The sequence below is a fragment of the Synechococcus sp. Tobar12-5m-g genome (assembly GCF_024345415.1).
In the GTDB taxonomy this organism is placed as follows: domain Bacteria; phylum Cyanobacteriota; class Cyanobacteriia; order PCC-6307; family Cyanobiaceae; genus Regnicoccus.
On sequence record NZ_JAGQBB010000031.1, the window covers coordinates 1 to 24286 of the forward strand.

The 24286-nt window shown below is 65.9% G+C and carries 42 protein-coding genes, 1 pseudogene and 1 riboswitch; of the genes and pseudogenes, 18 read left to right on the top strand and 25 right to left on the bottom strand.

Annotated elements, in window-relative coordinates:
• Positions 1 to 478 precede the first annotated feature (478 nt).
• A complete protein-coding gene (locus tag KBY66_RS14240) occupies positions 479 to 853 on the top strand; it encodes a DoxX family protein (RefSeq protein ID WP_255090275.1) in 375 nt (124 codons plus the stop codon).
• Positions 854 to 904: 51 nt separating this feature from the next.
• Here the strand turns inward: KBY66_RS14240 and KBY66_RS14245 are convergent, their stop codons facing one another.
• From KBY66_RS14245 to KBY66_RS14285, 9 genes are all read right to left on the bottom strand, one after another.
• Positions 905 to 1030 carry a hypothetical protein gene (locus KBY66_RS14245; RefSeq protein WP_255090276.1) on the bottom strand — a complete coding sequence of 42 codons (126 nt, stop codon included), beginning with the start codon at positions 1028 to 1030 and terminating at the stop codon, positions 905 to 907.
• A gap of 226 nt (positions 1031 to 1256) precedes the next feature.
• The gene (locus KBY66_RS14250) at positions 1257 to 2261 is read right to left on the bottom strand and encodes a hypothetical protein (protein ID WP_255090277.1); all 1005 of its coding nucleotides are present in this window, start codon (positions 2259 to 2261) and stop codon (positions 1257 to 1259) included.
• Positions 2262 to 2263: 2 nt separating this feature from the next.
• A complete protein-coding gene (locus KBY66_RS14255) occupies positions 2264 to 2866 on the bottom strand; it encodes a hypothetical protein (protein WP_255090317.1) in 603 nt (200 codons plus the stop codon).
• Positions 2867 to 2949: 83 nt separating this feature from the next.
• Positions 2950 to 3120, bottom strand: coding sequence for a hypothetical protein (locus KBY66_RS14260; RefSeq protein ID WP_255090278.1), 171 nt, complete (start codon positions 3118 to 3120; stop codon positions 2950 to 2952).
• 210 nt (positions 3121 to 3330) lie between these two features.
• Entirely contained in the window at positions 3331 to 4107 is a 777-nt protein-coding gene (locus tag KBY66_RS14265) for a hypothetical protein (RefSeq protein ID WP_255090279.1), read from the bottom strand.
• A gap of 15 nt (positions 4108 to 4122) precedes the next feature.
• Positions 4123 to 4644, bottom strand: a complete 522-nt coding sequence (locus KBY66_RS14270; protein WP_255090280.1) for a hypothetical protein — start codon at positions 4642 to 4644, stop codon at positions 4123 to 4125.
• Positions 4645 to 4674: 30 nt separating this feature from the next.
• Entirely contained in the window at positions 4675 to 5064 is a 390-nt protein-coding gene (locus KBY66_RS14275; RefSeq protein ID WP_255090281.1) for a hypothetical protein, read from the bottom strand.
• 4 nt (positions 5065 to 5068) lie between these two features.
• Complete coding sequence (locus KBY66_RS14280) at positions 5069 to 5494, bottom strand: hypothetical protein (RefSeq protein WP_255090282.1); 426 nt, start codon at positions 5492 to 5494, stop codon at positions 5069 to 5071.
• Positions 5495 to 5542: 48 nt separating this feature from the next.
• Positions 5543 to 6442, bottom strand: coding sequence for a major capsid protein (locus KBY66_RS14285; RefSeq protein WP_255090283.1), 900 nt, complete (start codon positions 6440 to 6442; stop codon positions 5543 to 5545).
• A gap of 171 nt (positions 6443 to 6613) precedes the next feature.
• On the opposite strand from KBY66_RS14285, the gene KBY66_RS14290 reads away from it, so the two are divergent.
• Both KBY66_RS14290 and vapB read left to right on the top strand, forming a co-directional pair.
• Positions 6614 to 6811 carry a hypothetical protein gene (locus KBY66_RS14290; RefSeq protein WP_255090284.1) on the top strand — a complete coding sequence of 66 codons (198 nt, stop codon included), beginning with the start codon at positions 6614 to 6616 and terminating at the stop codon, positions 6809 to 6811.
• 93 nt (positions 6812 to 6904) lie between these two features.
• Positions 6905 to 7141: a type II toxin-antitoxin system VapB family antitoxin gene (gene vapB, locus KBY66_RS14295; protein WP_255090285.1), complete on the top strand. Its 237-nt coding sequence runs from the start codon at positions 6905 to 6907 to the stop codon at positions 7139 to 7141.
• Between the two features lie 64 nt (positions 7142 to 7205).
• Here vapB and KBY66_RS14300 read toward each other — a convergent pair whose 3' ends face one another.
• The 3 genes from KBY66_RS14300 to KBY66_RS14310 form a co-directional block, all read right to left on the bottom strand.
• Entirely contained in the window at positions 7206 to 7550 is a 345-nt protein-coding gene (locus KBY66_RS14300) for a type II toxin-antitoxin system PemK/MazF family toxin (RefSeq protein WP_255090286.1), read from the bottom strand.
• On the bottom strand, positions 7547 to 7774 hold the full coding sequence (locus KBY66_RS14305) for a ribbon-helix-helix domain-containing protein (protein WP_255090287.1): 228 nt from the start codon (positions 7772 to 7774) through the stop codon (positions 7547 to 7549). The genes KBY66_RS14300 and KBY66_RS14305 overlap by 4 nt, the downstream gene beginning before the upstream one ends.
• A 64-nt stretch (positions 7775 to 7838) precedes the next feature.
• Positions 7839 to 8081 carry a type II toxin-antitoxin system Phd/YefM family antitoxin gene (locus KBY66_RS14310; RefSeq protein ID WP_255090288.1) on the bottom strand — a complete coding sequence of 81 codons (243 nt, stop codon included), beginning with the start codon at positions 8079 to 8081 and terminating at the stop codon, positions 7839 to 7841.
• 85 nt (positions 8082 to 8166) lie between these two features.
• On the opposite strand from KBY66_RS14310, the gene KBY66_RS14315 reads away from it, so the two are divergent.
• The 4 genes from KBY66_RS14315 to KBY66_RS14330 all read left to right on the top strand — a co-directional run bounded on the left by KBY66_RS14315 (position 8167) and on the right by KBY66_RS14330 (position 10414).
• Complete coding sequence (locus KBY66_RS14315; RefSeq protein WP_255090289.1) at positions 8167 to 8892, top strand: C39 family peptidase; 726 nt, start codon at positions 8167 to 8169, stop codon at positions 8890 to 8892.
• 3 nt (positions 8893 to 8895) lie between these two features.
• Positions 8896 to 9189 carry a hypothetical protein gene (locus KBY66_RS14320; protein ID WP_255090290.1) on the top strand — a complete coding sequence of 98 codons (294 nt, stop codon included), beginning with the start codon at positions 8896 to 8898 and terminating at the stop codon, positions 9187 to 9189.
• Between the two features lie 156 nt (positions 9190 to 9345).
• Positions 9346 to 9954, top strand: coding sequence for a sigma-70 family RNA polymerase sigma factor (locus KBY66_RS14325; RefSeq protein WP_255090291.1), 609 nt, complete (start codon positions 9346 to 9348; stop codon positions 9952 to 9954).
• A gap of 106 nt (positions 9955 to 10060) precedes the next feature.
• On the top strand, positions 10061 to 10414 hold the full coding sequence (locus tag KBY66_RS14330) for a hypothetical protein (protein ID WP_255090292.1): 354 nt from the start codon (positions 10061 to 10063) through the stop codon (positions 10412 to 10414).
• A 31-nt stretch (positions 10415 to 10445) separates the two neighbouring features.
• Here the strand turns inward: KBY66_RS14330 and KBY66_RS14335 are convergent, their stop codons facing one another.
• A complete protein-coding gene (locus KBY66_RS14335) occupies positions 10446 to 10637 on the bottom strand; it encodes a hypothetical protein (protein ID WP_255090293.1) in 192 nt (63 codons plus the stop codon).
• 122 nt (positions 10638 to 10759) lie between these two features.
• On the opposite strand from KBY66_RS14335, the gene KBY66_RS14340 reads away from it, so the two are divergent.
• Positions 10760 to 11293: a cupin domain-containing protein gene (locus KBY66_RS14340; RefSeq protein WP_255090294.1), complete on the top strand. Its 534-nt coding sequence runs from the start codon at positions 10760 to 10762 to the stop codon at positions 11291 to 11293.
• Between the two features lie 138 nt (positions 11294 to 11431).
• Here the strand turns inward: KBY66_RS14340 and KBY66_RS14345 are convergent, their stop codons facing one another.
• The gene (locus tag KBY66_RS14345; protein WP_255090295.1) at positions 11432 to 11725 is read right to left on the bottom strand and encodes a type II toxin-antitoxin system Phd/YefM family antitoxin; all 294 of its coding nucleotides are present in this window, start codon (positions 11723 to 11725) and stop codon (positions 11432 to 11434) included.
• A 186-nt stretch (positions 11726 to 11911) separates the two neighbouring features.
• Here KBY66_RS14345 and KBY66_RS14350 point away from each other — a divergent pair, with 186 nt between their 5' ends.
• Both KBY66_RS14350 and KBY66_RS14355 read left to right on the top strand, forming a co-directional pair.
• Positions 11912 to 12145 (top strand): antitoxin, encoded by a 234-nt coding sequence (locus KBY66_RS14350; protein WP_255090296.1) that lies wholly within the window; start codon positions 11912 to 11914, stop codon positions 12143 to 12145.
• Positions 12142 to 12543: a type II toxin-antitoxin system tRNA(fMet)-specific endonuclease VapC gene (locus tag KBY66_RS14355; protein WP_255090297.1), complete on the top strand. Its 402-nt coding sequence runs from the start codon at positions 12142 to 12144 to the stop codon at positions 12541 to 12543. Before KBY66_RS14350 ends, KBY66_RS14355 begins: the two co-directional genes overlap by 4 nt.
• Before the next feature lie 44 nt (positions 12544 to 12587).
• Here the strand turns inward: KBY66_RS14355 and KBY66_RS14360 are convergent, their stop codons facing one another.
• Entirely contained in the window at positions 12588 to 12728 is a 141-nt protein-coding gene (locus KBY66_RS14360) for a hypothetical protein (RefSeq protein ID WP_255090298.1), read from the bottom strand.
• Between the two features lie 148 nt (positions 12729 to 12876).
• On the opposite strand from KBY66_RS14360, the gene KBY66_RS14365 reads away from it, so the two are divergent.
• Positions 12877 to 13122 carry a hypothetical protein gene (locus KBY66_RS14365; RefSeq protein WP_255090299.1) on the top strand — a complete coding sequence of 82 codons (246 nt, stop codon included), beginning with the start codon at positions 12877 to 12879 and terminating at the stop codon, positions 13120 to 13122.
• Between the two features lie 49 nt (positions 13123 to 13171).
• Here KBY66_RS14365 and KBY66_RS14370 read toward each other — a convergent pair whose 3' ends face one another.
• Entirely contained in the window at positions 13172 to 13507 is a 336-nt protein-coding gene (locus tag KBY66_RS14370; protein ID WP_255090300.1) for a hypothetical protein, read from the bottom strand.
• Between the two features lie 67 nt (positions 13508 to 13574).
• Positions 13575 to 13728, top strand: a riboswitch (cobalamin riboswitch).
• Between the two features lie 24 nt (positions 13729 to 13752).
• Here KBY66_RS14370 and KBY66_RS14375 point away from each other — a divergent pair.
• Complete coding sequence (locus tag KBY66_RS14375) at positions 13753 to 14367, top strand: HupE/UreJ family protein (RefSeq protein ID WP_255090301.1); 615 nt, start codon at positions 13753 to 13755, stop codon at positions 14365 to 14367.
• A gap of 10 nt (positions 14368 to 14377) precedes the next feature.
• Here the strand turns inward: KBY66_RS14375 and KBY66_RS15775 are convergent, their stop codons facing one another.
• From KBY66_RS15775 to KBY66_RS15780, 5 genes and pseudogenes are all read right to left on the bottom strand, one after another.
• A complete protein-coding gene (locus tag KBY66_RS15775) occupies positions 14378 to 14668 on the bottom strand; it encodes a DUF3721 domain-containing protein (RefSeq protein WP_315855520.1) in 291 nt (96 codons plus the stop codon).
• Complete coding sequence (locus tag KBY66_RS14385) at positions 14577 to 14882, bottom strand: di-heme oxidoredictase family protein (protein ID WP_255090302.1); 306 nt, start codon at positions 14880 to 14882, stop codon at positions 14577 to 14579. Before KBY66_RS14385 ends, KBY66_RS15775 begins: the two co-directional genes overlap by 92 nt.
• On the bottom strand, positions 14879 to 15835 hold the full coding sequence (locus KBY66_RS14390) for a di-heme oxidoredictase family protein (protein ID WP_255090303.1): 957 nt from the start codon (positions 15833 to 15835) through the stop codon (positions 14879 to 14881). Before KBY66_RS14390 ends, KBY66_RS14385 begins: the two co-directional genes overlap by 4 nt.
• Positions 15835 to 16860 (bottom strand): imelysin family protein, encoded by a 1026-nt coding sequence (locus KBY66_RS14395; RefSeq protein WP_255090304.1) that lies wholly within the window; start codon positions 16858 to 16860, stop codon positions 15835 to 15837. The genes KBY66_RS14390 and KBY66_RS14395 overlap by 1 nt, the downstream gene beginning before the upstream one ends.
• 127 nt (positions 16861 to 16987) lie before the next feature.
• A pseudogene (locus KBY66_RS15780) lies at positions 16988 to 17657 on the bottom strand (Fe2+-dependent dioxygenase).
• A gap of 174 nt (positions 17658 to 17831) precedes the next feature.
• On the opposite strand from KBY66_RS15780, the gene KBY66_RS14410 reads away from it, so the two are divergent.
• Both KBY66_RS14410 and KBY66_RS14415 read left to right on the top strand, forming a co-directional pair.
• Positions 17832 to 18059, top strand: a complete 228-nt coding sequence (locus KBY66_RS14410) for a hypothetical protein (protein ID WP_255090307.1) — start codon at positions 17832 to 17834, stop codon at positions 18057 to 18059.
• 148 nt (positions 18060 to 18207) lie between these two features.
• On the top strand, positions 18208 to 19812 hold the full coding sequence (locus KBY66_RS14415) for an iron uptake porin (protein ID WP_255090308.1): 1605 nt from the start codon (positions 18208 to 18210) through the stop codon (positions 19810 to 19812).
• Between the two features lie 128 nt (positions 19813 to 19940).
• Here KBY66_RS14415 and KBY66_RS14420 read toward each other — a convergent pair whose 3' ends face one another.
• Positions 19941 to 20363, bottom strand: a complete 423-nt coding sequence (locus KBY66_RS14420; RefSeq protein ID WP_255090309.1) for a hypothetical protein — start codon at positions 20361 to 20363, stop codon at positions 19941 to 19943.
• Positions 20364 to 20373: 10 nt separating this feature from the next.
• The gene (locus KBY66_RS14425; RefSeq protein ID WP_255090310.1) at positions 20374 to 20625 is read right to left on the bottom strand and encodes a DUF3721 domain-containing protein; all 252 of its coding nucleotides are present in this window, start codon (positions 20623 to 20625) and stop codon (positions 20374 to 20376) included.
• 153 nt (positions 20626 to 20778) lie between these two features.
• On the opposite strand from KBY66_RS14425, the gene KBY66_RS14430 reads away from it, so the two are divergent.
• The 4 genes from KBY66_RS14430 (at position 20779) to KBY66_RS14445 (ending at position 22880) form a co-directional block, all read left to right on the top strand.
• Positions 20779 to 21189 (top strand): MerR family transcriptional regulator, encoded by a 411-nt coding sequence (locus KBY66_RS14430; RefSeq protein ID WP_255090311.1) that lies wholly within the window; start codon positions 20779 to 20781, stop codon positions 21187 to 21189.
• A 5-nt stretch (positions 21190 to 21194) separates the two neighbouring features.
• Positions 21195 to 21797 (top strand): DUF4236 domain-containing protein, encoded by a 603-nt coding sequence (locus KBY66_RS14435; protein ID WP_255090312.1) that lies wholly within the window; start codon positions 21195 to 21197, stop codon positions 21795 to 21797.
• A 463-nt stretch (positions 21798 to 22260) separates the two neighbouring features.
• Positions 22261 to 22491, top strand: a complete 231-nt coding sequence (locus tag KBY66_RS14440) for a hypothetical protein (protein ID WP_255090313.1) — start codon at positions 22261 to 22263, stop codon at positions 22489 to 22491.
• An 8-nt stretch (positions 22492 to 22499) separates the two neighbouring features.
• The gene (locus tag KBY66_RS14445) at positions 22500 to 22880 is read left to right on the top strand and encodes a type II toxin-antitoxin system PemK/MazF family toxin (RefSeq protein WP_255090314.1); all 381 of its coding nucleotides are present in this window, start codon (positions 22500 to 22502) and stop codon (positions 22878 to 22880) included.
• A 32-nt stretch (positions 22881 to 22912) separates the two neighbouring features.
• Here KBY66_RS14445 and KBY66_RS14450 read toward each other — a convergent pair whose 3' ends face one another.
• Together KBY66_RS14450 and KBY66_RS14455 are read right to left on the bottom strand one after the other, a co-directional pair.
• Complete coding sequence (locus KBY66_RS14450; protein WP_255090315.1) at positions 22913 to 23284, bottom strand: AbrB family transcriptional regulator; 372 nt, start codon at positions 23282 to 23284, stop codon at positions 22913 to 22915.
• A gap of 107 nt (positions 23285 to 23391) precedes the next feature.
• Positions 23392 to 23922, bottom strand: coding sequence for a thermonuclease family protein (locus KBY66_RS14455; RefSeq protein WP_255090316.1), 531 nt, complete (start codon positions 23920 to 23922; stop codon positions 23392 to 23394).
• Positions 23923 to 24286: the final 364 nt, after the last annotated feature.

Below are 24286 nucleotides of genomic sequence, written 5' to 3' on the forward strand. Positions count from 1 at the left end.
GCCAGGGCCCGACGATGGGAATGGTCTGCGGAACCCCAGTGCGTCCGCTTCCTTGCAGTAACTCGGCTTAGGGGGGCGATTCGCCATACCCGGCAGGGCGCTGCTCTATCAGCAACAAACTCCTAGCTGAGCTGGCCGCTGTAGTGCTGTTCGAGCAGCAGTCAGCAGCCCATGCCCTGCCGGTCGATCCAGAGCTGGAGGCGCTGCTGCCCTATTGAGGCCAGCCAGCCGGCGGGGCTCCACAAGGCCCTGCCGTTCTGCTGGTCGCGACCGCCGCGCATGGGCCTGGTGGAGACCGGTCCTGGCATGTCCTGACTGCCGACCCCCAGGGACCCACGAGCGAGCTGGCGGAGTTTCAGCACGAGCGGAGCCGGAGGACTCAGCGTCGGCGAGGCAGATGCCAGCCGGCCATGACGCGAGCAACCGCCCGACCGTTGGCCACCGACCGCACAATGTCCGCAGCAGACCTCGCCTCCCCATGAGCCAGCAAAGCCACCAGCCCTCGTTGCTGAGCCGCATCGCCCGGGTGCTGCTGTGCCTGGTGTTCATTCATGCCGTGATCGGCAAGCTGACGGGCTTTGCCGGCGTGGCCGGAGCCATTGCGGCCAAGGAACTGCCGCTGGCGCCCGTGCTGCTGGTGGCCGCCATGGCACTGATGGCGGTGGGTTCGGCCCTGGTGATCAGCGGCTGGAAAGCCAGGCTCGGGGTGGTGCTGCTGCTGCTGTTCTTGGTGCCCACCACCCTGCTGTTCCATGGCGATGTGGCGGACAAGGTGGAGAGGATCCAGCTGTTCAAGAACCTGGCAATCATTGGCGGCCTGCTGCTGGTGGCCGATCAGGACAGCAGTGGCTGAAAAGCGAACTGTCCAGGATGATTGAGCAGTGTCAGCGCGGCGTAGTTGTTGTCAGCTCCCTGGCGCTGGCCGCTGGATCCAGGCGCTGCCGGTCCAGACCATGGCGGTGATCAGCCGTAAGCCGCGATCGATGCCGAAGTAGGTCATCGCAGCACCGAGGCTGATGTTCCCGCTCATCCCGCAGTCGTTGGCCATATCTGGCCTGTGGTTGCGAGTGTTACTGGCGGGGCTGACCCCGCCCCCGCTATTGATACGCTGGAGGTTAAGTCAATAAACTGAAAATAGCCTCTTGCAATTAAGCTTAAGTTTGCAGGGCCGACGTCGCTTCCTGCTGTTGCCGATGCGATAGACGCTGGAATGGCAACAGTCGATTGCCCTGACGGTGACTGGTTAAAGCTTGGCATTAGCCTACCGTCCTAGCCAGAATGCAGGGAGAGGCCCCGGTCGTGATTGCGGCACTGTTGGTAACTTGGATGATTTCCCATTCCTCGACACCCGCAGAGACGACGAGCGTATCCCTAACTGCCATTGTGTTATTTGCGTAATGGGCCGCAACTCCAAAGTCTGCTGGCAGGTTGTCGTCTAAATAGAGACTATATTTAGGGCTTCTAAATACAGGCACCACATCTGTTCCATAGGCTGGATTTGTGTTGTTGTATCCAATTGGCAAGTAGAGAGCCTCCATTGCTCCCGCCCCTGCGTTCAAGCCGCCTAGGTTAGTAACAGCAGAGTTATTGGCATTTCCCACCATGCCGTATGCCATTACAGTGTGGTTATGGGAGATAAAGTCACCCAAGTTCGTGCTTCCCCTGAGTCCACGCCCGCCGTTGAAGCTTCGGCGCAACTGCAATTGATTTTCGAACCAGGACCTGCCGGTGTTGTTATTTACAGCTGTCCTCAGCCTTAGAAAGTGATGGAAGTTTACTCTGTCGAGGTCAACCAAGGGGTTAATCATAGCAGTAGCTGGCGCAATAAGAAATGCATAGTTAGTTGACCCTGATTGCAAAAGGAACATCGTGTAGCCCACTGACGTATAGCGTGTTAGTGTTGTGGTTGTAGTTGTAGAAAGGCTAAGAAGTTGTAGGTGGTTGCTGGTCGCGTTGGTGGTGGTTGCGAAATGATCCAGGAATGCCGTACCGCTCGGAATATCGGAGCCGGCATTCCAGCTTGTCGCAATGTGGACGAAAACCCCGGTAGTGGTGAACTGGAACCAGTAGTAAGTCTTCCCGTGTGTCTTCGAGCCGTTGTAGGTGATCTCCAGCACTCTGTTCTCAACCGAGCCAGAGAGAAAGGTGTCAAACCAAGCTGTCATCAGCCCAGCATCGATGAAGGCATCCCTGAAGATGTTGGCAAGCTGAAATGCCGTCCAAGTTGCCGCTGCTGTGTAGGTGACTTTCGTGACGGCCATGGTCAGTTCTCCAGGGTGAGGATTAAACGGTCGGCCGTGATTGCAACGGTGCCGCCCGAGTTGTTGCGCAACCTGGCGTAGACCAGCCCCGAGCCATCGCCAGGAAGCTCCGGCACCGGGTTGAGCGTCACGGTCTGCGCGGCTGCCGTGGTAACGACCTCGGCATAGGGACGGGCATCGCCCAGATCGATCAACGCTTGCAGTGTTCCCCCCGGTGTCGTCCTGGTGTCTGCTGTTCGCTGCGCGGCAGAGCGATAGATCCGCAGCCAGCTGGCATGGCTCAGCGTCACCGCCAGCAGCTGAGCGAGCTTGCCACTCGTCAGCGTGAAATCTGCGCTGGCGGCATTAGCCAGGCTGCTGGTCGTGGAGCTGACGGTCTGGCGTGCGGGGGTTGGCCCGGCCGGGCCGGTAGGGCCGGTGGGCCCGGCTGCCCCCGCCGGACCTGTTGCTCCGGTGGGCCCAGCGGGTCCGGTGCTGCCGGCGGTGCCGGCCACACCTTGGGGGCCCTGGGCGCCGGCTGGGCCCTGGCTACCCGCCGGGCCAGCAGCTCCAGCTGGACCTTCCGGCCCCCGCAGCGACAACCCGAGGGCACCCCAAGACGTCATCCACTCCCCCAGCGGTTCACCCCAGCTATTGCCACTGATGATTCCTGGACCCCACCAGCCAGATAGTCAGCAAAGACAAGAAGTCAACGAGGGATGAAAGGTTGCTGCATCAGCAGGTGTGTCGCCGGCTGGTGCTTGTGGGTCTTTGTGGCCTTCTCGCCCAACGGGTCCGATAGGGCGCTGCTGGTCATCGGCGGCGGCAGGGCTAGACGGACCAGCAGGGCCAGTTGCACCAGAAGGACGAGTCGGGTCAACCGGACCAGCCGGGCTGAATGCACCCTGCGCGCCAGTCGCTCCGTCAGCACCAGCTGGACCAGCAGGGCAACGGATAGAGGTACCAACACCACACTCCAGGACATTCCTCGACAGGGAGATGGACACCGTCTATTACCAGTGAGCGCCAAGGGCGCGGCTGCACGTCAAGTCCGCAACCACCAAAGGCTGCAGAATCAAGCGCAGGCGTCTCAGACGATCAGTTCAAACACCTGGCCGTTCACCCGGTTCAAGTACAGATCGCCAGGTGCCGGCGGCGGGTTCAGCCCCTCGCTCGGCGGTGGGCCGTCCCCGGCATACCAGCGGGTGCCGCGGCTGGCCGCACCGGAGCCGTTCATCACCACCAGCGATGGTTTGCCATCCACCGGCGAGGGCAGCAACGCCAGGCCGCCCTGGGGATGGAGGCGCAGGCGCCACACTTCAGCGCGGCTGCCGTTGTAGGCCAGGCCGTCAAGGCCATCGCTGGGCACCAGCGGCTCCACGCCGGCCAGGCTGCCCGCGCCACCGCTGCCATCGCTCGGCACCAGATTCGGCGGCAGGGGGCAGCCCAGCAGCGCCACCGCCAACGTGGCGATGTTCACCCCCATCGTCACCGTCAGGCTCAGGTCCAGCCGCTGGCCATAGACGTGCCGCACCTTGGGCACATCCGGGCGGTAGGGCGTCCATGGCACGGTTTCGCTGGTGCCATCGCCCCAGTCCACTTGAAAGTCCTGGGCCGGCAGCCCCAACGGGTTCACCGCCAGCTCGATCGGCGCTGCACCGAGCGGATCATTCCAGCGGCTGGGCGCCGGCATCCAGAACAACTCCAGCGGCAGGGCCGGCACCGGCCCTAGCCGGAAGCTCAGCTCCAGCCAGCGAGGCGCCTCATGCACCAGCACCCACTCCTCGCTGCCCGGACAGCCCACCGGGGGGATGATCCGCACCCGCCCGTTGGTGGGGTCGGAGGCAGTGGGCAGGGGGTACGGCATGGCGGTGCTGTGGGATCAGCGCAGCAGATCCAGCGGCAGGGCCGGGAGCTCGTCCTGGGAGTCAGGTTCCGCCTCGGCAGTCAGGCCACCGGAGGCCAGCCGCTCGGCCTCGGCCACCAGCTCCGCCTTCGTCATTCCCGGATCCAGCGCCACGCCGTAGCGGCGCTCCACTTCGGCAATGATCTGCGCCTTGGTCATCGCGGCGTAATCGGGCAAGTCCTCAGCCGTCGCCGCCAGGGCCGGCTCAGGACTGGACGGTGCAGGCCTCTCGTGGAGCGTGATCGGGAACCAGGGTCCCGTTCCCACCGAGTTGGCCACGGCGATCAAGCAGTCCTCAGCGGCCAAAACCTTGCCGGTGGCCAGGGAGAACACCAACTCCGTCAGGCTGGACACCTTGACCGCAGAAGCCGTGGAGAGCGAGGGAGGCTGAATCACCACCGTGCTTCCGGGCTCAAAGTTCGAGCCAACAAGTTGCACCTCCTGACCCGGTGCCTCCACTCCGATCGTGTAGGGACCACCTTTCACCGCCGTGATCACCGCCAGTCCCTCGCTGGGATCAACCGGCGATCAACCGTCCTCCCCGTCAGCACCCGGAAGGCTGGGAGCATGCGCCTGCCAGCCCAGGGCCTGCCAACCGTCCATGTGACAGGGGAAGCAGTAGCGGGTCTCACTGCCACGGGTGATCCGGATCATCCCCTCGGGGGGGACATCCAGCCTCGGCATCGCATCGGTGAGTGCCATCGACATCGTCGGATCAGAGGGGCGGATGCGATCAGAGGGTTCATCGGGCAACGGATCGAGCGGCGGCGCCGTCGGCACCGTCGGATCCGAGCCCTGCGTCAGGGGTTGGGGCGGCGCCCAGGGGGAGCCGGGCACCGTGGGGCGCACGACGGGATTGGCGAGTGCCGTCGCCTCGATCACGGAGCCATTGAGGTCGCCGGGGCTGGAGTCGCTCATCGGCTCAACCGTGGGTGAGGCTGACGTGGGCACCCGCCGGCGTCGAAGGCGTCAGGGTTGCGCGCGCAAAGAAGAAGCAGGGATCGACCACGTTGGCCAGATCACCAGCCGCGGGCACCAGGGCATCGCCGCTGATCGTCGCCTCGATTTGGCCACCAGCGGCGGGAACCGCCACGGTGGCGGCGGTCACCCAGGTGCCGGTGGTGCCGTCCTTGAGCAGCGGCGCCACCTGCAGCACGGCCGTCACGGCGGCGGCAGCACCGGGGTGGGAGAACAGCAGGGTGAAGTGCTCGACGGTGTCGAGCGGAATGCTCAGGCGCACGATCTCAGCGCTCACCCGGGTGCGCTCGAATGGGTCGGTGGCGCTGTAGTTGATCCAGCCCACCAGCGTGGTGACGGCATCGATGAGCTTGTTGCCGGAAGCGGTCATGGTCGTGTCCTCAGGGGAATCAGATCGAGCGGTGTGGCCTTCTGGGCCTCAGGTCAGAGCGGGGCCGATGTTGTACAGGCGCCCGATCGCCTTCTGATCGCAGACCGCAAAGCCCACGTACCAATCGACGCGGGTGCGGAACACCGGGGCGTCCTGCACTTCGCCGAAGTCCCGCACCGAGATGCCGTAGCGCCCCTCGAACGGTCCCTGCAGGCCGGTCATCTGCTCATCGCCAAAGGCGCAGCAGTAGATCGAAGTGGTGCCGCCCGCCTCGCCGAAACCGAGCACGTCGTTGCCGTTGGCGTCTTCCTCCAGGCAGAGGATTTCGGTGTCCTCGAACCAGTGGCGGCCGTCCATCACCTGATACAGATCACCCCCAGCGGCGCGGCAAGCGGAGCTGATCTGGCGGCGGCCCGCCTTGCTGGTGAGCAGCACCTTCTCGCTGCCGTAGGCATTGACGGAGTCCACCAGGGCCTCCAGCCGGGTGAGCTTGACGCTGCCGGAGGTGTTGTCGACGGTCTGGGGGCCGCCGGGGGTGAGCCGCTTGCTGAGCCCGTTGAAGGCGCGGGGGTCAAAGGCGGCATCGCCGTTGATCACGGCTGCTTCCAGTGTGAGCCGCATCGAGCGCACCTTCTGCTCGGTCTGGCTGGCCCTGGCCTCCGGGCCGTTGAGGTCCACGATCGAGCGGTCCACATCGAGATCCCCCCCGAAGAGGTGGACGAACTCGGTGTCGTTTTCCACGGCGCCGTAATCACGGCGGTAGCCCTCATTGACGGCGCGGAAGCCGACGCGGGGCATTTTCTTCTCGACGGCGAACTTGAGAGCACCACCAAGCAGGTTGCGGAAGGGCAGGCGGCTGATCAGTTGACCCTCAGTGAAGGTCTTGATCACGGCCAGGCGCTCCACCCGCGTCTCGTGTTTGGCAGCCTCGATCAGGGAGAGGCCCATGCTTGCTCCGGGTGTACCCAGCAACGTCACCCATCTATTGCCAGCCACCGAAAGGGTTGGGCGCTGGTCAGGCCCCGTCATGGTGCGGGGTGGCCTCAAGGGCTGACGCGAGCGGCAAAGCCGCCCTTGACCCCACCCCGCCCGGCTTTGGGGGTCCTTCTCCAGCTCCCCATGGCTTCCAAGTTCCGGCGCGCTGCACTGGAGCGCCACAGCTCCGAATCCCTCGATCGCATCAGCACCATCTGCCACTCGGCCTGGGTGCCGCTCTCACGGCTCGCAGAGCTGGCCGATCAGATCCTCTTTGAGCGGCAGGCGGCGCTGCCGCAGCGGGCTCTTGATCCAAAGATCCTGGCGCTGCTGCCCTATTGAGCGCAGCTCAAGCCCGGCTACGGCCGGGCTTTTTGATGACGATGCCGGGACAAGCCATCCAGAGACAGACTTGCCGTAAATCAAACCGGTTCGATGCGCGCGGTCGCCAAGCTGTTTCTGAGCCACCGCAGCCAGGCCGTGCGGATTCTGGCCCAACTGCGGTTTCCCGACTCCGTCCAGAAGGTGGAGGTCCGTGCCTGCGGTCAGGAGCGGATCATCGCTCCGCTCGGCCGCAGCTGGGACAGCTTCTTCCAGGGTGGTCCCACAGTGCCCGACGACTGCCTGGGGGAGCGGGCGTCCCAGCAGCAGGGCGAACGCGAGTCGTTCTGATCCGGCGAAGAGGCGTTGTCTGCCGGACACCAACATCGGCATCGATGGGTTCAAGCGGCGGCCATCAAGGGAGTTCCAGCCACCCCCGCAGGGCCAGATCCAGCTCGATCAGCAACTGGGGCTCCAGTTGCCCCACCACCTTGCCGAGGGAGTTGGTCGGCACCGTGAACAGCTTGTCGACCATCAACTGGGACGGCTTCTGCAGGCCATTGCGTGGCGTTGGCTGCACGGGAAGCCGGACCAGGGGCGCCTCCACCAGGGTGCTGGTGAGCGGACAAAGGGTGACCCTGGGATGGGCCTGCAACCAGCGATCGGCCTGCACCACCACCGCTGGTCTGGGTTTGCCGGAGTAAACACCCGGGCTGGCGACAGTCACCACAGTGCCGCGGCGGAGCGCAGGCAGGCTCATGCGGTCCAGTCGCTCCAGTCGGGCAGCTGTTCGCTCCAGTGCTGTTGGGGTTCCCTTTCGGCCAACAGTTGCGACTGTCGGCGGGCTTCCTCGCCATCGCCATGGCGCAGCAGGTATTGGGTGATGGCGTCGCGCACGCAGGCGCTGCGGCTCTTGCCGAGCTGCCGGGCGAGCTGATCGAGCTGCCGCTCGAGTTCCGGCTCCACCCGCACCCCGATCGCCATGATCCCCAGCTGTTTAACGATTCGTCCTACAGCTTAAGGGGGATGGCGGTTCTGGCGCTCCAGCTCACCAGCCCGGCTGCCCATGCAAGTCCGCCACCGGTGTGGCCAACCCATCGAGGATCGACTCGCGCATCCCCGGGATCGAGACCAGGTGCAGGGTCTCCTGGATGGCGTTCCAGTCGGCCTCGGAGAGCAGCACGGCATTGCCGCGCTTGCCGGTGATCTGCACCGGCTCATGCGAGTCGCCGACCTCATCGATGAGGGCATAGAGCCGCTTGCGGGCTTCTGTCGCGGAGATGCTGGCCACCAGAGCAGTGCGTCAGCCACGTACGTCAAAGCGTACCGCTTCTGACCCTGGCAATGGGTTGCAGCCGAGACCCCCTTGCCGCGCCATGGCCACGCCGATGACCCCGGAGCGGTTCCAGGACCGCTGGGAGGCCTTCAAGGGTGAACCCCAGCAGGTCTCCGGCATCTGGGGGCTGTATCGCTCGATCGCCGAGCTGGAAGGCAGCGGCGACATCCTCGATGAGCAGGCCACCTGGGCGCTGACGTTCAGCGACAAGCAAGAGGCACAGCCTCCGCCGGCGAGGGGCAATCCGTTGCCGCTGCCGTTCTTTGAGCAGCTCAACAACGGCCCCGAGGGCTGGCGTCATTGCCAGAGCTCCAGCATCGCCATGAACCTCGCCTTCTTGAAGGTTGCTGGCATCCGCGACGACCTCGATTACCTGCGGGTGGTGGAGAAGTACGGCGACACCACCAGCCAGGCCGCTCACGTCAAGGCCCTCGCCGAGCTGAACGCACCCGGTCGGTTCCTCACCAACTGCACAGTGGAGCGGGCCAAGGCCGAAATCGACAAGGGCTACGGCCTGGCGATCGGCATCCTGCACAAGGGTCCGGTCTCAGCACCCAGCGGCGGCGGCCACTACATCGCGGTGCGGGGCTACGACAGCAGCGGCTGGCTGGTGCATGACCCCTACGGCGATCTTGATCTGATCCGCGGAACCTGGGCCAAGCAAGGCAATGGCGCCGGGAGAGGGCTGCGCTACTCGTTCCAGAACACCAACCCCCGCTGGCTGCCGGAAGGCCCGTCATCGGGCTGGGCCTGGCTGTTCTCGTGAGCGATGGCAGACAACAACCCGAGCAGTGGAGCGAACGGGAGAAATGGCGGCGGCCCAGAGCAACCCTTCGATCGGGAGCGGTTCATCTTCAAGTTGCTGGCGGTCGTGATCATCACCCAGCTCAGCCTGTACAGCCTGGCGACAGCAATCTGCGGAAATGTGGCCTACACCCAGCGCCAGAAGGTGGTCGAGGTCTGCCCACGCGTTCTCGATCAGGTGACCTCAGCCTTTGATGCCACCTTGAAACTGCTGATCGCCTTGCTCGGCGGGGCGGCGCTGACACACCCCGGACGCTGAGAGGGGGCCAGAGGGGCCTGAGCAAGAGGTGGGCGGCCGTCGATCGCTGTTGCAGCGAGCAGCCTTGCGCTCTGGGCATGGCGGGGCAGCACCTCCAGCCAGCCGGGCAGCGGTGGGGCGGCTCGGGGGATGGTCTGCCGCTTGGCCTTGCTCAGCTTGGCCTCTTCCTCCGTCGAGGCCTGGGGTCGCGCGTCCTACGCGATCAGGCCCATGGCCCCCAAGCCCACCCAGGCCGATGCCCTCTTCGGTCAGTTCCTGCCCCTCGCCAATTCCATCGCGATCAGCATGGCCACCGGCAGCCGGGTCCTCGAGGTGGAGGATGCCCGCCAGGTGGCCCAGATGCAGCTCTGGCTCTCTTGCCGCCAAGTCACCGAGCCAGCCTCTGCCGCCGGCTATCTCAGGCGCTGCATCAAAGGCGCCCTGCTCCATCACCTCCGCGATCACGGCCGCCTGGTCCGCGTCCCGAGGCGTCAGCACGAGAAGGGCGGCCACCCCTGGAGCCACCAGAGCCTGCATTCCCCCCTGCCCAGCGGCGCGATCTGGATCGATCAGCTGGAAGCACCCGAGCAGCCGGGCCAGCCCGGTGGCGTGGGCATCGAGGCCCTGCTGGATCGGCTTCCTGCTGCCCAGGCCGCGATCATCCGGCTCTCGGTGCTGGAGGGCCAGAGCCTCCGCCAGATCGGCGCAAAGCTCGGCATCAGCGCCATGTCAGTGCAGCGGCGCCGGCAGGCAGGCCTCGCTGCCCTCAAGGCCGAGCTGGCCTGAGGGCCCAACAGCGGGGCTGCCCCTCTGGGGCTGGCCCCATTGGGGCTGGCGGTGGGATCGCGCATCATCCGCCGGGGCAAGGGCTGCGCGAGGCGCTTCGCGCCCCTTGCCTGATCCGGCGGTGCTGCTGGCGTCCCATCGCTGCGCTCCGGCGCCAGGTCCGATGTCCCTCTGGCTCGATTCCCTCTCCCGCCAGGATCCCGTCGCCCTGGTCCACTCCAGCCACCTGGCGCTCACCCGGCTGCTGCGCACCCACCGAGGCCAACCGATCCGCCGTCTCTGGATCGATCACCCCTATGGCGAGGAAGAGATCACCCTTCTGGAGGAAGAGCTGATCCCGGCGATGGAGCAGTTCCTGGCCCGCATCCAGGAGATCGATGCGGCGCTGGAGGCCGCCTATGAGGCAGAGATCGAGCGGGTCCAGGCCGCCAGGGCAACAGAGCCACTGGCTGCGGCCTGAGGTCATAAGGGGCCGGTCTGCACTGGCCCCTTCACCAGGGCTTGCCTTTGCGCAGGTAGGTGGTCTCCACTTCCGCCTTGCGGATCACCCGCGACTCGTGGTGATTGCTGATCTGCACCAACCCGCCGGTGATGGACGCCGTCACGCGCCAGGGGCCTGGGTCAGCAGGCCCCGCCGGCGCCTCACCCAGTAGGGCCGCCAGCTCGTCTCGTGCTCCAGCCACCAATCCTCTTACCTCTCCACACCTCTTGCCAGAGCGGATCACCAAGCGGAGCTGGCTGTGGTTCACCACCACCCAATGGGTCGACTGCGGCTGATCTGGAACAGAGTGGAGCGATTGCGGAGGTGGGTGTGCTGACTGATCGCCGTGCACTAGCGCTGATCTGTGGACTGGGGCTGCTGGCGCAGGCGTCGCCTGCTCGCACGGACGAGGTGATCGGCCGTCCTGGCGACGGCGGCGTCATCACGGTGCGGCCGGCCACGCAACAAGGCAGCCGCCAGGGTCTGGGGCGATTCGTGGGCATCTCCGGTGCCAACAGCGGGGCCCGCACGCTCTCGCTCAACCGCATCGTCATACCGCCTGGTGCCAAGGCCCGGGCCCATCGCCACCGCAACTACGAGACGGCGATCTACCTGCTGCAGGGAACGGTGGAAACCCGCTATGGCACCGGTCTGCGCCAGCGGGTGGTGAACCGCGCCGGCGATTTCATCTTCATTCCCGCCGATCTTCCCCATCAACCGGTGAATCTCAGCGCCACGGAGCCAGCGATCGCGATCGTCACCCGCTCCGACCCCAACGAGCAGGAAAGCGTGGAGCTGCTCGACGATGCCGGTCAGCCCCTGCCAGCTGCCCAACAGCACGGTCACGCCCATCCCTGAGCCGATCGGCTGTCAACGGGTCAAAGCGTCACTCCTCAGGAAAGAACCTCCATCTGCAGCAGCGCCGCCGCCTGCTTGGGCCGGCGATCGAAGCAGGCAAAGGTCAGCGCGCTGGTGTTGCAGAACAGGATCACCGGTTCAATTCCGGTCTTCCAGCACGATCTCACTCACGACCTTCCCTTCAGCGCTGAGGCGAACCGGCGGGGGAAACACAGGCTTCTGGCCGCTCCAGCTCACGATGCCGGCATCAATGGTCGCTTGCAGGCGATGGGTCGAACTCTGCTCAGCTGTTCTGAGGCCGGTGATGCGGGCAATGGGCCTGCGGTGGGAGGTGACTTCCACCACCTCACCGGCCTGGGCGCGGGCCAGCCACTCGGAGAGGTGGGTCTTGAGATCCCGCACAGACACCTGCTTTGCGACTACATCAGCCATGGGAGCTGCTGCTTTTGTGACTACATTAGAGGGCTGAAGAGGACTGCGCTGCTGCTGCGTTCTCACTGACTCAAGTGCGTCGCGCGGGCAAGGGCTGTGAGGCCTGCGCACCTCGAACCCTTGTGGCCGTGAGCCCAGTTCCATCCGTGGTAGCTACCATGGGTCACTACCCGATCAGGGCCTGCCATGGACACCGCACGTCTGTTCCAATCGGGCCGCAGCCAGGCGGTACGGCTGCCGAAGGAGTACCGCTTCAGCGGCAGCGAGGTGGTGGTGAAGCATTTCGGCAATGGGGTGCTGCTGCTGCCCATCGATGACCCATGGCAAACCCTGGAAGCGGGGCTGGCGGCCTTCGAGCCAGGGTTTGTGATTACGCGCGAGCAACCCGAAGAGCAGATCCGGGAGGCGATCAGCCCATGATTTTGCTCGATACCAACATCTGCATCTACATCATCAATGCCAAGCCAGCGGCGGTATTGGAGCGGTTCAAGAACTACCGGCTGGGCGAGATCGGAGTCTGCAGTGTGGTGGCCGCCGAGCTGGCGTTCGGGGTGGCCAAGAGTGGTTCGGCGCGCAACCGCCAGGCCCTGGAGATGTTTCTCGCCCCACTCACGATTCTCCCTTTCGACGACCGCGCCGCCTGGGCCTATGGAGATCTGCGTGCGGACCTGGAACGCCGGGGTACACCGATTGGCTCACTCGACACGATAATCGCGGCCCATGCCCTGAGCCTGCAGGCCACGCTGATCACCAACAACACCCGGGAGTTTGCCCAGGTGAGCGGCCTGCATGTTGATAACTGGGTGCCGACGGCGTAAGGCAGCGCGCAGCCCCCCCCTTTATGCCCCCCGCAGGATTCGAATCACCAGGGCTTGCCCTTGCGCAGGTAGGCCTCCACTTCCGCTTTGCGGATCACCCGCGACTCGTGGTTGTTGCTGATCTGCACTAAGCCTCCACTGATCCTGGCCGTCACGCGCCAGGGGCCTGCTGGGCCTGACGGCATGGGCTTCTCACCCAGCGCCGAGCCGAGGTGATGACGGGTGGCAGCGCCACGAGTAGCAGGAGGCATCAGCGCAGCCGTAAGACGTCAGCACCCCTTGCCAGCGCCGGCTGTGGCCTGGCAATGGAGCCTGAACACAAGGAACTCAGCCATGCCCGCCACCATGATCAGCGCCAAATCGATGAAGGCCCCGGCTCAGATCGCTCGGGTGCACGCCAAGCCCCGCACCGGCATCTGGCCCCAGCAGGTCGTCGGCGCGCCGGGCATTGCCTTCTCCGTCGCCATGGCCCCCTCGCGGGGCAGCTTCGATCGGCAGATGACCAAGACCACTGTCTCCCGGCCGTCACGGGTGCGGCGCAACGGTGGCTGGACCAGCGGCGATCCGCTGAGGGACTGACTCCCCTGGAGATGAATCGCGCGTGGGGGATGCCTCATGGTCGTCTCCATCAGCGCTGAATGAAAAGCGCCAGCAAGCCAGACGCCATGCCAAGAACATGGAAGGCGAGCGGAATGGGCTCACCAGGCGGATAGGTCTTCAGCAAGGGCGTGCGGCCCAGCTCCTGCTGGGCAAAGAACAGGGCACAGACCAGGGCCAGCAGATAGGCCAGCAGAACCCCGACGTGTTCGAATGTTCCCCCGATGGCACCGGGCTGCGGCCAGATCAGGTGCTGGGCGAGGTGGAAGATCTGGCCGGGCAGTTCGGCGCTGAGCATGAACACGAAGAACAGCGCCACCCCTTGCCGCACCAGGCGGGCGATCTGCACGGGTGACGTGTGCGCCATCGTTCCGTTCCAGGGCCAGCGGAAGTCTGATGCTTGCGCCAGGCGAGGGCCCCGCCGCGGCAATCGGCGCACAATGGGAGCGAACGGTTTTCGGTGGTCACGCCCAAAAGGCAACGAGGAAAGTCCGGTGGAAATCCGGCGCTGTCCCGCAGCTGTGATGGAGCACCACCCTTCGGTGCGGTTCCTGAGTCAGAACGCTCGCCGTTTCCTGTTCCCCTCAACCCCGGCGTGGACCGGGATGTTCGATGACTTCACCCTCCAATCCCACCGCCAGGTCCCTGGCCCCGATCGTCTGTTTCTCGGCCCTGGCTGTGGTCCTGGCGGCCCAGCCGGCCCAGGCCCATGGCCTTGCCCACGGCGGCATCGCCGCTGGTTTCCTCCATCCCCTGCTCGGCACCGACCACCTGTTGCTGTTGATCGGGGTGGGGGCTGCCGCCTCCTACATCTCCGGACAGCTGCTGCTCTGGGCCCTGGCCGGCGCCATCGGCGGTGGCGTCTTCGGGGCGATGGGCGGTGGCCTGCCGGCGGCTGAGGTGATCGCGGCCCTGGCGATTTCGGCCGTGGCGGTGCTGGTGCTGCGCAGCCACCGCTCCGGCAAGGCGCCGGCCCTGGGCTTCTGCGGCGCCCTGATCGCCACCGCCGTGGCGGTGCACGCCATGCTCCACGGCAAGGAGGCACCCGGCGATCTCACGGCCGCCAGTTGGTGGCTGGGGGCGTTCGCCGGCTCGCTGGTGGTGAGTGGCGGCACCTACCTCGTGCTGCGGCGCCTGCCGGCCCATTGGACCGCCAAGCTGGCCCTGGTGCTGGCCCTGTTCGGCGGCTTCCTGGTGCTCGGACCGATCGGGCTGCTGGTGCGCTGAAGGCGCTGGCTCACGGCTGGGGATGCTCGCGGCAGGGCATCCACAGCGACCCCATGGGGTGGACGCCCTCGCAGCCCAGTTCCTTCGCCTTCTGGAGGGCCACCTGCTTGCTGGGGTAGGTGTAGAGATTCGGCCTGACACCCTTGTGCTCGGGGTAGCGCCAGGAGTTGGTCTGATCAGCCGCTCCTGTAGGTGCGGAAACGACGCCCTCAGAGCTGCCGCAACCAGGCCAGCAGGTCCTCTCGGCGTTGTTTCGGCAACCCCACGAAGCGGGTCTTCGCCGTTTTCGCCTCGCCGCCATGCCAAAGGATCGCTTCTTCGATCGTGCGAGCCCGGCCGTCGTGGAGGAAGCCCGCCGAGGCGTTCACCCGTTGGGTGAGGCCCAGGCCCCAAAGGGGAGCCGTGCGCCACTCACTCCCGGCCGCCCCCCGCTCCGAGACCCCGTCATCGAGGCCGGGGCCCAGGTCGTGGAGGAGCAGATCGGTGTAGGGCCAGATCCTCTGGTCGTTGATCACCTGGGCCGGGAGCGAGCCGTGGCCAGTTGCGGCACGTGGCAGCGGGCGCACTGCAGCTCGCTGAACAGCTCCTGCCCCCGCCGCACCACCGGGCTGGAGGCCGGCAAGGCGGTGCGGGGCGCCCCCAGGGTCTGGGTGTAGAAGGTCACCAGCTTCAGCTCACGCGCACCGATGTCCCCCGGGCTGGTTAGGCCCATGTCGTTGAGGAAAGCGGCTGCGGTCTGGTCCTGCACCGAGGCGGAGAGCGCCTTCCAGCCGAAGCGCCCCAGCTGCCGCCGGCCGCCGTCGCCCTTGAGCCAGTGGGGCCGGCCGGAGATGCCGTCGCCGTCGCGATCGTCGGGGTCGGCGCGCTCCAGGATCGTGGCCTCCGGCACCGCCTCCAGCAGGCCCAGGCCGACCAGGGGAGGCGCCACTCGCAGGGAACGGGCCACCGACTGGGGCGAGAGATCGAGGGGAGCCTCTGCCTCCAGGCGAACCAACGGCCGCCGCAGGCCCGCCTGCTCCTGCCACTCCACCTGCACGGCGGCATCGGGTTGGGCGCCCAGCACGGCCCGATCGCGCACCTGGTGGCCGATGCCCGGCACGGGCCTCGCATCCCGCAGGGCCACCCGCACGAGGGATTCCCCCATCAGCGGCCGGCCGCGGCCATTGCGCACATGGCAGGCGATGCAGGAGGCGGCGTTGAAGCGGGGGCCCAGGCCCGCTCCAGCAGCCCCCTCCAGGGGTACGTGGGTGCGATCGAAGAGCCCATCGGCCACCTGGTGGCGCTCCAGTTCGGCGGGGCTGAGGCCGGCGGCGGGTTGCTCGAAGGAGGCCGAGGTGCGGTTGGTCACGATCATCGCGCCGGCCGCCCGTTGGGGATCGGCGGCGCCCCAGCCGCGCTGCAGCCCCACACCCAGCACCACCGCCAGAGCCAGCAGGGCCAGCAGCAGGCTTTGACTGAGACGGGGCATCAGGACAGCAGCGGCACCGACCGCTCCACCAGCTTCGCCGTGCTGTGCAGCTGGGTGATCAGCTCCTCCAACGCCTGCCGGGAGGCGGGGTTGTCGAGGTGATCGTTGATCGGATGGGGCAGGGCCTTGGCCAAGGCCACCGCTTGGGCCGTCTGGGTGTCGATCTGCTGGCCCAACTCCGCATCCTTGCTGCGGATCAGCTCCAGCAGCCCGGTGCTCAGCAGCACCTGGCGGGCGCCTTCAACATTGGCGAGCAGGTCGGCCTGGGTGTTGCCGCTGTCGGCGCTCTCCAGGGTGTGGGGATCCCGGGTTTCCAGCGGCTGGCCCAGCTTCTCGTCGCCCTCCTCCTGCAGCAGGCCGGCACGGCCATGCAGCATCTCCTGCAGGGCCGTGCCGGCTTCAGCGGGAGAGCTGATCCGCGCACCGAAGCCCTGGGAACCCGACCAGCTGGCCAGGAGTCCTTCGGCCTGGCGGTGCAGGTCGTCGGCCGCCAGGCGCAGATAGGCCAGATCATTGGGCGTGAGCTGGGCGGCGTCAGGACGTTGGCCGGTGCGCCCACCGAAGAGCACCCATTCGATGCCGTGGAAGCCCTTGGCGGTATCGCTGAGGGCGGCGAAGGTTTCGGGCGTGAACGGGGCACCGCCCAGGGCCGTGGCGAGGTCCTTGCGGTTCACGGGCCAGGAATCCAAGGCGCCGTCGAACCCTTCCGTTTCAGCGGGGCCGAAGGCCCAGCTCTCGCTGGTCTCCCAGGTCTGGCGCGCCGCCCGCCAGGCCTGGCGGGCGGCCTCCAGGTGCTCGTCGGAAGGCTGGTCCGTGAGGCGCTGGATGGCCGCCCGCAGGGCGCCGGTTTCCGCCACCAGCTTGGTGTGGTTCGGCTGCACCACCTTCTCCACGAAGGTCTTCACCACCATCTCGTCCGTGGGGGCCGCCGTGTTGCTGGGTGTGCCACAACCGGTGAGGCCCAGGCCCAGGCACAGAGGCAGGCCCAAGGCCAGGGCTTGGCTCCAGGGGCGGATTCGGGGCACGGCTGTTGCATGGCGTGTGGGGCCAATATCCACCAGCCGTTTCCAACATCTCTGCCAGGCCGTCACCTGATCGCGTGACCAATGGCACCGGGGGCCGCATCACAGCAGAGGCTGCCGGCATCAACACTCACTCACCCCACATGCGCAACAGGTTGGTGTAACTGCGGCTGAGCAGATCGAAGATCTCGCTCTTGCCCTGCTGGCTGAACAGCTGCCGCCGGGCTGTGTCGAGTTCGAACAGCAGCTCACGCTGCTCCGCGTTGCGGAGGCGGCTCTGGATCCAGCCCACACAGACGAGCCGCTCCCCCTCCGTCACCGGTTCCACCCGGTGCAGCAGGGTGCTGGGGTAGACGATCACATCACCGGCGCCGAGACGAACCGCCTCCTCGCTGTCGGGGAACTCCAGCACGAGGGCGCCGCCCTGGTAACTGCTCGGCTCCGAGAGAAACAGGGTGAAGGAGAGATCGGAGCGTCCTTCGGCCATGAAGGCGTTGTCCACGTGGCGGCCGTACGTAGCCCTCGCCCACGCCCGTTCGGCTGAACAGCAGGCCGTGGATCCGGGCCGGCAGCGCTGCCGCGGCCAGCAGGGGATGGGCCAGCAGGGCCTGGTGCACCAGCGGCGCCAGCTCCTGGTGCAGGGCCGAGCCGCGCTCCAGCTGGCGGTTGTGCTTGACGGAGCGGGCGTGCCAGCCGGCGGTCTCCTGGCCGGGGCGCCACTGCGACTCCGGCGCCAGCAGCCTGTCTCTCCAGCTGGCGATCTGATCGGGAGGAACGAGCGATTCGTTCTGGAAGCGCATCGACCCGACCTGCGGCGGCTCTCACCAGCGATCACTGTTCCATGCCGGGGGTTGGGGGCACCAAGCAAGGAACCCCAGAGCGCTCTGTAACCAATGGCACGGCCGGGGGTGCCCCTTGGAGGAGCAGGAGCCTTTCGGCGACCCACAATTGGGCTCGACCGCCTGGGATCGACCATGCCACGTCCGCGCTCCAGCATCGCCCTGTTCCTTGCCGCCACCGGGCTCATCACCGGGATGGCGGGCTGTGGCAAGGCGCCCGAATCCAATGAACCCAGCACACCAGACGTGGAGCAACCGACACCCGATGGCGGTGGCGCCGACAAGGAGCACAAGGACAACAAGGCCGGGGAAGGCGAAGAGGGCGGCGAAGGTGGTGAGGGCGGTGAAGGAGGAGATGGCTGACGCAGCATTCGGCTGGCAGCTGGGGCGCCCTGCCCAGAAGGACAAGCGGCCCAGCAGGCCATCCCATCGAAGAAGAATCATTATCATTCTCAGATCTCACCTGGGACGCTGACGTTCCGCGCCCTCCGGTCACCTTTCTTCCAAGTCGATGGCCCTGTCCCTGCTTCACCGGATCGTCCCCGCCACCCTCGGCCTGCTGGCCCCGCTGGCCGCATTCGCTGCCACAGCCGCCGAGCTGAACCTTCAGCTGAACCTTCAAGGGATCAACCGGTATGCCCCAAGCACCGGCGGTGCCAGCAGCGAGCAGGTCACCAGCATCACCCAGTTCTCCGACGTGCAGCCCACCGAGTGGGCCTACCAGGCCCTCTCCAACCTTGTGGAGCGTTACGGCTGCGTGGCTGGCTATCCGAATGGCACCTTCCGTGGCGAGCAGCCGCTGAGCCGCTGGGAAGCTGCCGCCCTGCTCAACGCCTGCCTGGATCGGATCACCGAGGTGACCGATGAGCTCCGCCGCCTGCTGAAGGAATTCGAGAGCGAGCTCGCCGTGCTCAAGGGCCGCGTCGACGGCCTCGAAGCCAAGGTGGGTGAGCTGGAGGCGAATCAGTTCTCCACCACCACCAAGCTCAGCGGTCTGGCCACCTTCGTCGTGGGGGCTAACGCCTTCGGGGGCAGCGCCAGCTCGGCAATCGACGCTACCCGGGCCGAGGTGGGCGCCACCACCTTCTCCTACGACGTGCAGCTCAGCTTCGACACCAGCTTCACCGGCAAGGACCTGCTGCGCACGATCCTGAGGGCTGGCAACTTCGGCAGCAGCGCCTTCGGCGGCGCCGGACCCACCGGCGGACTCTCCACCCTGGAGATCGCCTTTGAGGAGGATGCCGGGCCCGATGTGGTGGGCATCGACAAGCTCTTCTACCAGTTCCCGATCGGCAGCAGCTTCACCGCCACGATCGGCGCTCGCGTCGGCCAGGAGGACATGCTGGCCCTCTGGCCCAGTGTGTATCCCAGTGACACGATCCTGAACGTGTTAACCCTCAACGGTGCCCCTGCCGCCTACAACAAGAACCTCGGCCCCGGTGCCGGCCTCTGGTGGCAGAACAACGGCCTCTCGATCAGCGCCAACTACGTGGCCGCCAACGGCAACATCGGGGCACCGGATGCCACCTTCGAGATCTGCGGCGGCATCGGCAACGCCTGCTCAGCGGCTACGGGCACGGTTCAGATCGGCTACAGCCAGGAGCAGTGGGCCGTGGCAGCCATCTACTCCTACCTGCAAGCCGGTGTCGACGTGCCCGGCACCACGCCGTTCTCCGCCACCGCCTTTGCACCTGCCGGATACACCAACGCCTTCGGCCTGAGCGGCTACTGGCAGCCGGCCAACTCCGGCTGGCTGCCCTCGATCAGCGCCGGCTGGGGGATCAACAGCACCAGCTACGACGACAGCCAGCCCGATGGCAGCGTCAGCACCAGCCAGTCCTGGATGGTGGGGCTGCAGTGGAGCGATGTGTTCGTCAAGGGCAACCAATTCGGCATGGCGGTGGGCCAGCCGGTCTTCGCCACGGCGTTGAAGGGCGGCGATAGCCCCAACGATGGGAACTACGTCTGGGAGTGGTGGTACAAGTTCCAGGTGACCGACAACATTTCTGTAACGCCGGCGCTCTTCTACCTGAGCCGCCCCCTTGGCCAGGACACCCCATCGGGGGACAGCTTCAACCAGCTGGGGGGCCTGATCAAGACAAGCTTCACTTTCTGAGCGAAGCCTTTCTGATCTGCCGGTGATGCATAGCAAAGTTGCCGAGCAGAACACAATCTTTCCTCAAACCGAAGGCGTTGCCTTGGTGGCAATCACTCGGCCGGGGGGATAGCGGATCCCCTGGCTTTTCAAGGGTCGGGATGCTCGCGGCAGGGCATCCACAGCGATCCCATGGCATGGACGCCCTCGCAGCCCAGTTCCTTCGCCTTTTCGAGAGCCACCTGCTTGCTCGGGTAGGCATAGAGATTCGGCTTGGCACCATGGTGCTCGTGGTGGTGATGAACCCGCCCGGCTGATCCCCCCAGGCGGTAGGGGCCCATCCCCTCCAGGCCGACCCACCAGACACCCATCACATTGACGCCGGCGATCAGCACGCCCATCCCCACCACGGAGGCGTTGATCACCCCCATGGCCACAGCGCCGATGCTGATCACCCCCATCGGCACCACGCCGATGCTCACCACGCCCATCGGCACGATGCCGATCGAAATGATGCCCAGAGGCGCCACCCCGAAGGCGATCCGTTTTGGCTTATCGCCGCATTGCGCCATGGGCCCGGCCTCAGTGGGAAGTCCCGGAGCCGTGGGCGTCACCGTGCTTGGCACAGGGCATCCATTGATCTCCCATCTTGTGGGCGCCGGTGCAGTTGAAGTGCAGCTGGGCGGCCTTCTCCGCTTCTGCCTGGGTTCGGTAAAGGGCGGGAACGCCCCCTGAACCGGCGGCAGGAGCGGCCAGGCCGGCGGCGGACAGCAGGAGATTGGCGCCGATCGCGGCTGCCGTCCGGACTGCCCATGGACTTGGAACGATCGACATGGGACAGAGGCGAGCGCAGGGATGCCTGCTGGGGATGCCCAACCTAGCCGATGTCTCCAGTAGTGCACGACTGCTGGAGAGTGACGAGGGGTCGACTCGCGGCCTGGCGCCTCCTAGGCTTGCGAAGCTTCCATCTAGTGGAGGGTTCTTGCCATGGCCTGCCAGGGATCGCTGTCAACGAAACCCTCTCCCGGCCTGCGGATTGGCGAGGTGGCCAGGCGCACCAGCCTTCCGGTGAAGACGATCCGCTTCTACTGCGATGAGGGATTGCTCCAGCCCAAGGAGCGCTCCGCAGCTGGCTACAGATTGTTTGATGAGGAGAATCTCGCTGAACTGACGATCATTCGCGCCCTGCGGTCGATGGATGTGTCGATTCCGGAGTTGGTGAGGATCCTGGAGGTGCGGCGCGCTGGTGTCTGCAACTGCTCTGTTCTGAAAGACAGCATTGCGGCCAAGATGAAGTCGATCAACCTGCGGATCTCTGAGCTCGCCGCCATGAAGGACGAGCTGTCCCGCCTGTTGGATAGCTGGCAGGACTGCGGTGGTCTGAAGGCTGATCGCTGATCGCCATGGGCTTCCGCTTCCGTCGCTCTGCCCGCTTCGGCCCCCTGCGCTTCAACTTCGCCAAGAGCGGCCTCAGCTCCATCTCCCTGGGTGGCCGCGGGGCGTCATTCAACATCCCCATCGCCCGCTCAGGTGCCCCCCGGACCACCGTGGGGCTGCCGGGAACGGGGCTGAGCTGGAGCGTTGAACACAGCCCTGAGGCGAATCAAACGCCCCCGGCGCGCCTTCACGCTGGCCCGGCAGAGGGCCTGCCCAACAGCCGCCGCTTTCGGCCCGGCCAGCTCGATTCCTTCAAGCAAGGGTGCCTGGGCGTGCTGCTGGAGAAGCTGTTTTCGCCCGGCTCCCAAGGCCAGCTGCTCTGGGAGCTGAACCTGATCACCCGACTTCTTGCCGACCCCTCGATCGGCAGCCGAACCCAGGGACTGCTGGCCGTGATCGAAACGCCGGAAGCGATGGAGGGCTACCTGATGCGGGCCCAGAGCCAGGACGACGCCAAACGCCGCGCGCACCGCTGCGTGGAGGCTGCCCAGGAAGCGGCACGGCTGGTGAACACCCGGGGCTGGCTGAAGGCTGCAGATCTGCCGCTCCCTCCACCCGCTCAGGCATAAACCCCTATTGCCCTGGCCGGTAGGCCATCCGATCGTTCTTGTATCGGCAACCGGGAGGCTCCTGAGTATGGATGACACCCCACCGGAGCAGCCGTCAGGAGCGCGCTGACGATCCGGCCCCTGCTCCAACACTCTCATCGGATCTCTGGCTTCCCTGGCGTGTGACTCCGCTGTGTGTGCTCCGCCGCCGTCCACTGCACCGTTAACGGCCTCGCCTCAGGTGCCCCGGACCCAACGGGAAGCCCCACTGGAACCCTGGCCCCAGGTGCCAGCGTCAGCCACTCCGCCCCCATCAACCAAACTCCTTCAGAGCCCGGTGGCCTCGTCACCGGGCTTTGTCGTGCTCACCCTTGCCATGCCTGACCTCGCCCTGCCATGTGGTGCCGTCAGCATCGAGCCGAGACCGGAATGACGTCTAACGTTGAAGCATCAGCCCATGAGGTTGGCGAAAGCCGCTGCCGTCATGACCCCAGCCGATCAAGCCAGCCAAAAGCTCGAAGCTCCTTATTCAGTCCGCCGCCGGCAACGTGGGGGGAGAAGCGTCCTGCAGGTGAGCAGTTCGGTGAGCGCCATGGAGGCTCTGCGGGCACGCATTCAGGCCCAGAGCAAAACCGTGGCCGACCACATCGCGGCCGATCCGGAAGCCAAGACTTTCATCGGCGACTGGGCCACACCTGAGCCCCATGGCGGCTGACCAAAAGAGTGGAGCTGAAGGCAGGGCAAATCGTCACGGTCGACTGGCGCAAAGATCCAGGCGCCCCAGATCGAGACCCTCACCCCCCAGAGCCCAACAAGCTCAGACCGGCAGTGGTCGTGCAGGACTGCGCACTGTTTGACCTTGTCTATCCCACAGTCTTGGTCGTGCCGATGACGAGCGACGCCAAGCTGGCCATTCCAGACCTGACTGTGGTGCTGCAGCCCAGCTCGACCAACGGCTGCAAGAAGGTGAGCTATCTGCTCCCGCAGAATCTCACCTGCGTGGCCAAGACTCGCATCACCACAGCCACCGACTCCTGCGTCACCCCCGCCGAGCTTCAGCAACTGCGCCAGCTGGTGGCGCTGGCCATCGGAGGGCTCACCTGAAGGATGACGCGGCCATGGCCAGTTTCAGCCCCTCATTCCTCCTCGTCGGCCCCACCCACGGGCACCAGGCGGATCTGCTTCTTGCCCAGCTTGATCTCGAACTGATCGCCAGGCTTGAGATCCAGCAGGGCGGTGTAGGCCTTGCCCACCATCAGGTTGCCGTTGAACTGAATCTTGGTGATGAAGCCCAAGCTGCGGCCAGCCTTGCCTTTGCCAGCGCCGATGCCATTGCCTACACTCACGCCTTTGGCTTCCAGCAGCGCCTCATAGAAGGCGGTGAAGTTCAGCCGTTCGCTGCCGTCTTTCTTGGTGCTGAGGTAGCCGGCGGCCCGCACCAGCTCCGATTTGGGGGCATCGCTCAGTTCCTTGACTTTGGCAAGTAGATCAGCACCGGTGAGAGCCATGTTGGTGGAGCGTGTATAAGGAGATGGTAACGTCCAAGCCTAACACTGTCAGGTGATGAAGGTACGGGTGTCTGGCCCTTCACCGGAGGCTTTCGCAGGCCTTGCCATCACCATTTCCGTCCAGGTACGTGTGACCTTGGCGCAGCAACTCCTGAGCTTGCATAGGAGCCGATCTCACTGCAGCGAAGCATCTGGCCACCAGGAATCGACTCGGTGCTGCTGGCTGATCGCCCCGCCGATCTGCCGCGGCGGATGTCCCAGGGCCGGGTGATGCCGCCCGGCACCCTCCACACCCCGGTGCGGCTGCGGGAAGCCCGGAACTCAGCATCCAGATACTCCTTGGCGTTGCACTGGCCCAGGTACTTCCGGTAGGCGAACGCCATGCCGTCTTCCACCAAGGCCAGGTTGATGTTCACGCCACTGATCACCTCCGCCACCGTGCGCCCGAAGCGATCCACCGACTGGGGCCTGAGGGTCACGCTGGAGCCCAGCCGCAGCCGGCTCTGCAGATAGCTGCGGGCGTTGGCACCATCGGGAGCCTGCGCCATCTCGGGGGCATCAATGCAGGCCAGGCGGATCGTGAGCCGCTGCTGCCCCTGCAGGACGCGGATCGTGTCGCCATCACCAATCGAGAGCATCGTTGCGCAGTTCCCATCGGCGGTGCCCGGCTGGACCGCTAAAAGCGAGAACAAGCAGCAGCCCATTCAGCAACGGGCGGAACTGGGAAACGACCGGCACCACGGCTCGGGCCTCGATCGCCTCACCCTCCTCGCTTCCGGCGCCGTCGGGATCGATTGCCTCCAGCGCCGCATCCAGCCAGCGGGCTGCCTCGCCACAGCTGGGATTGCGCTGCTGGAGTCCTGGCGGGATGGTCGGCTAGGGAAGCTCTGGACAACACGTCCGCATAGCCAGTCGCGGTCCACCAATTGTTCGGATTGGACTATTTCAGCAGAGATCAGGCTGGAATGAGCCTGATCTCACCATGTTTGGGGACTGGCCCGC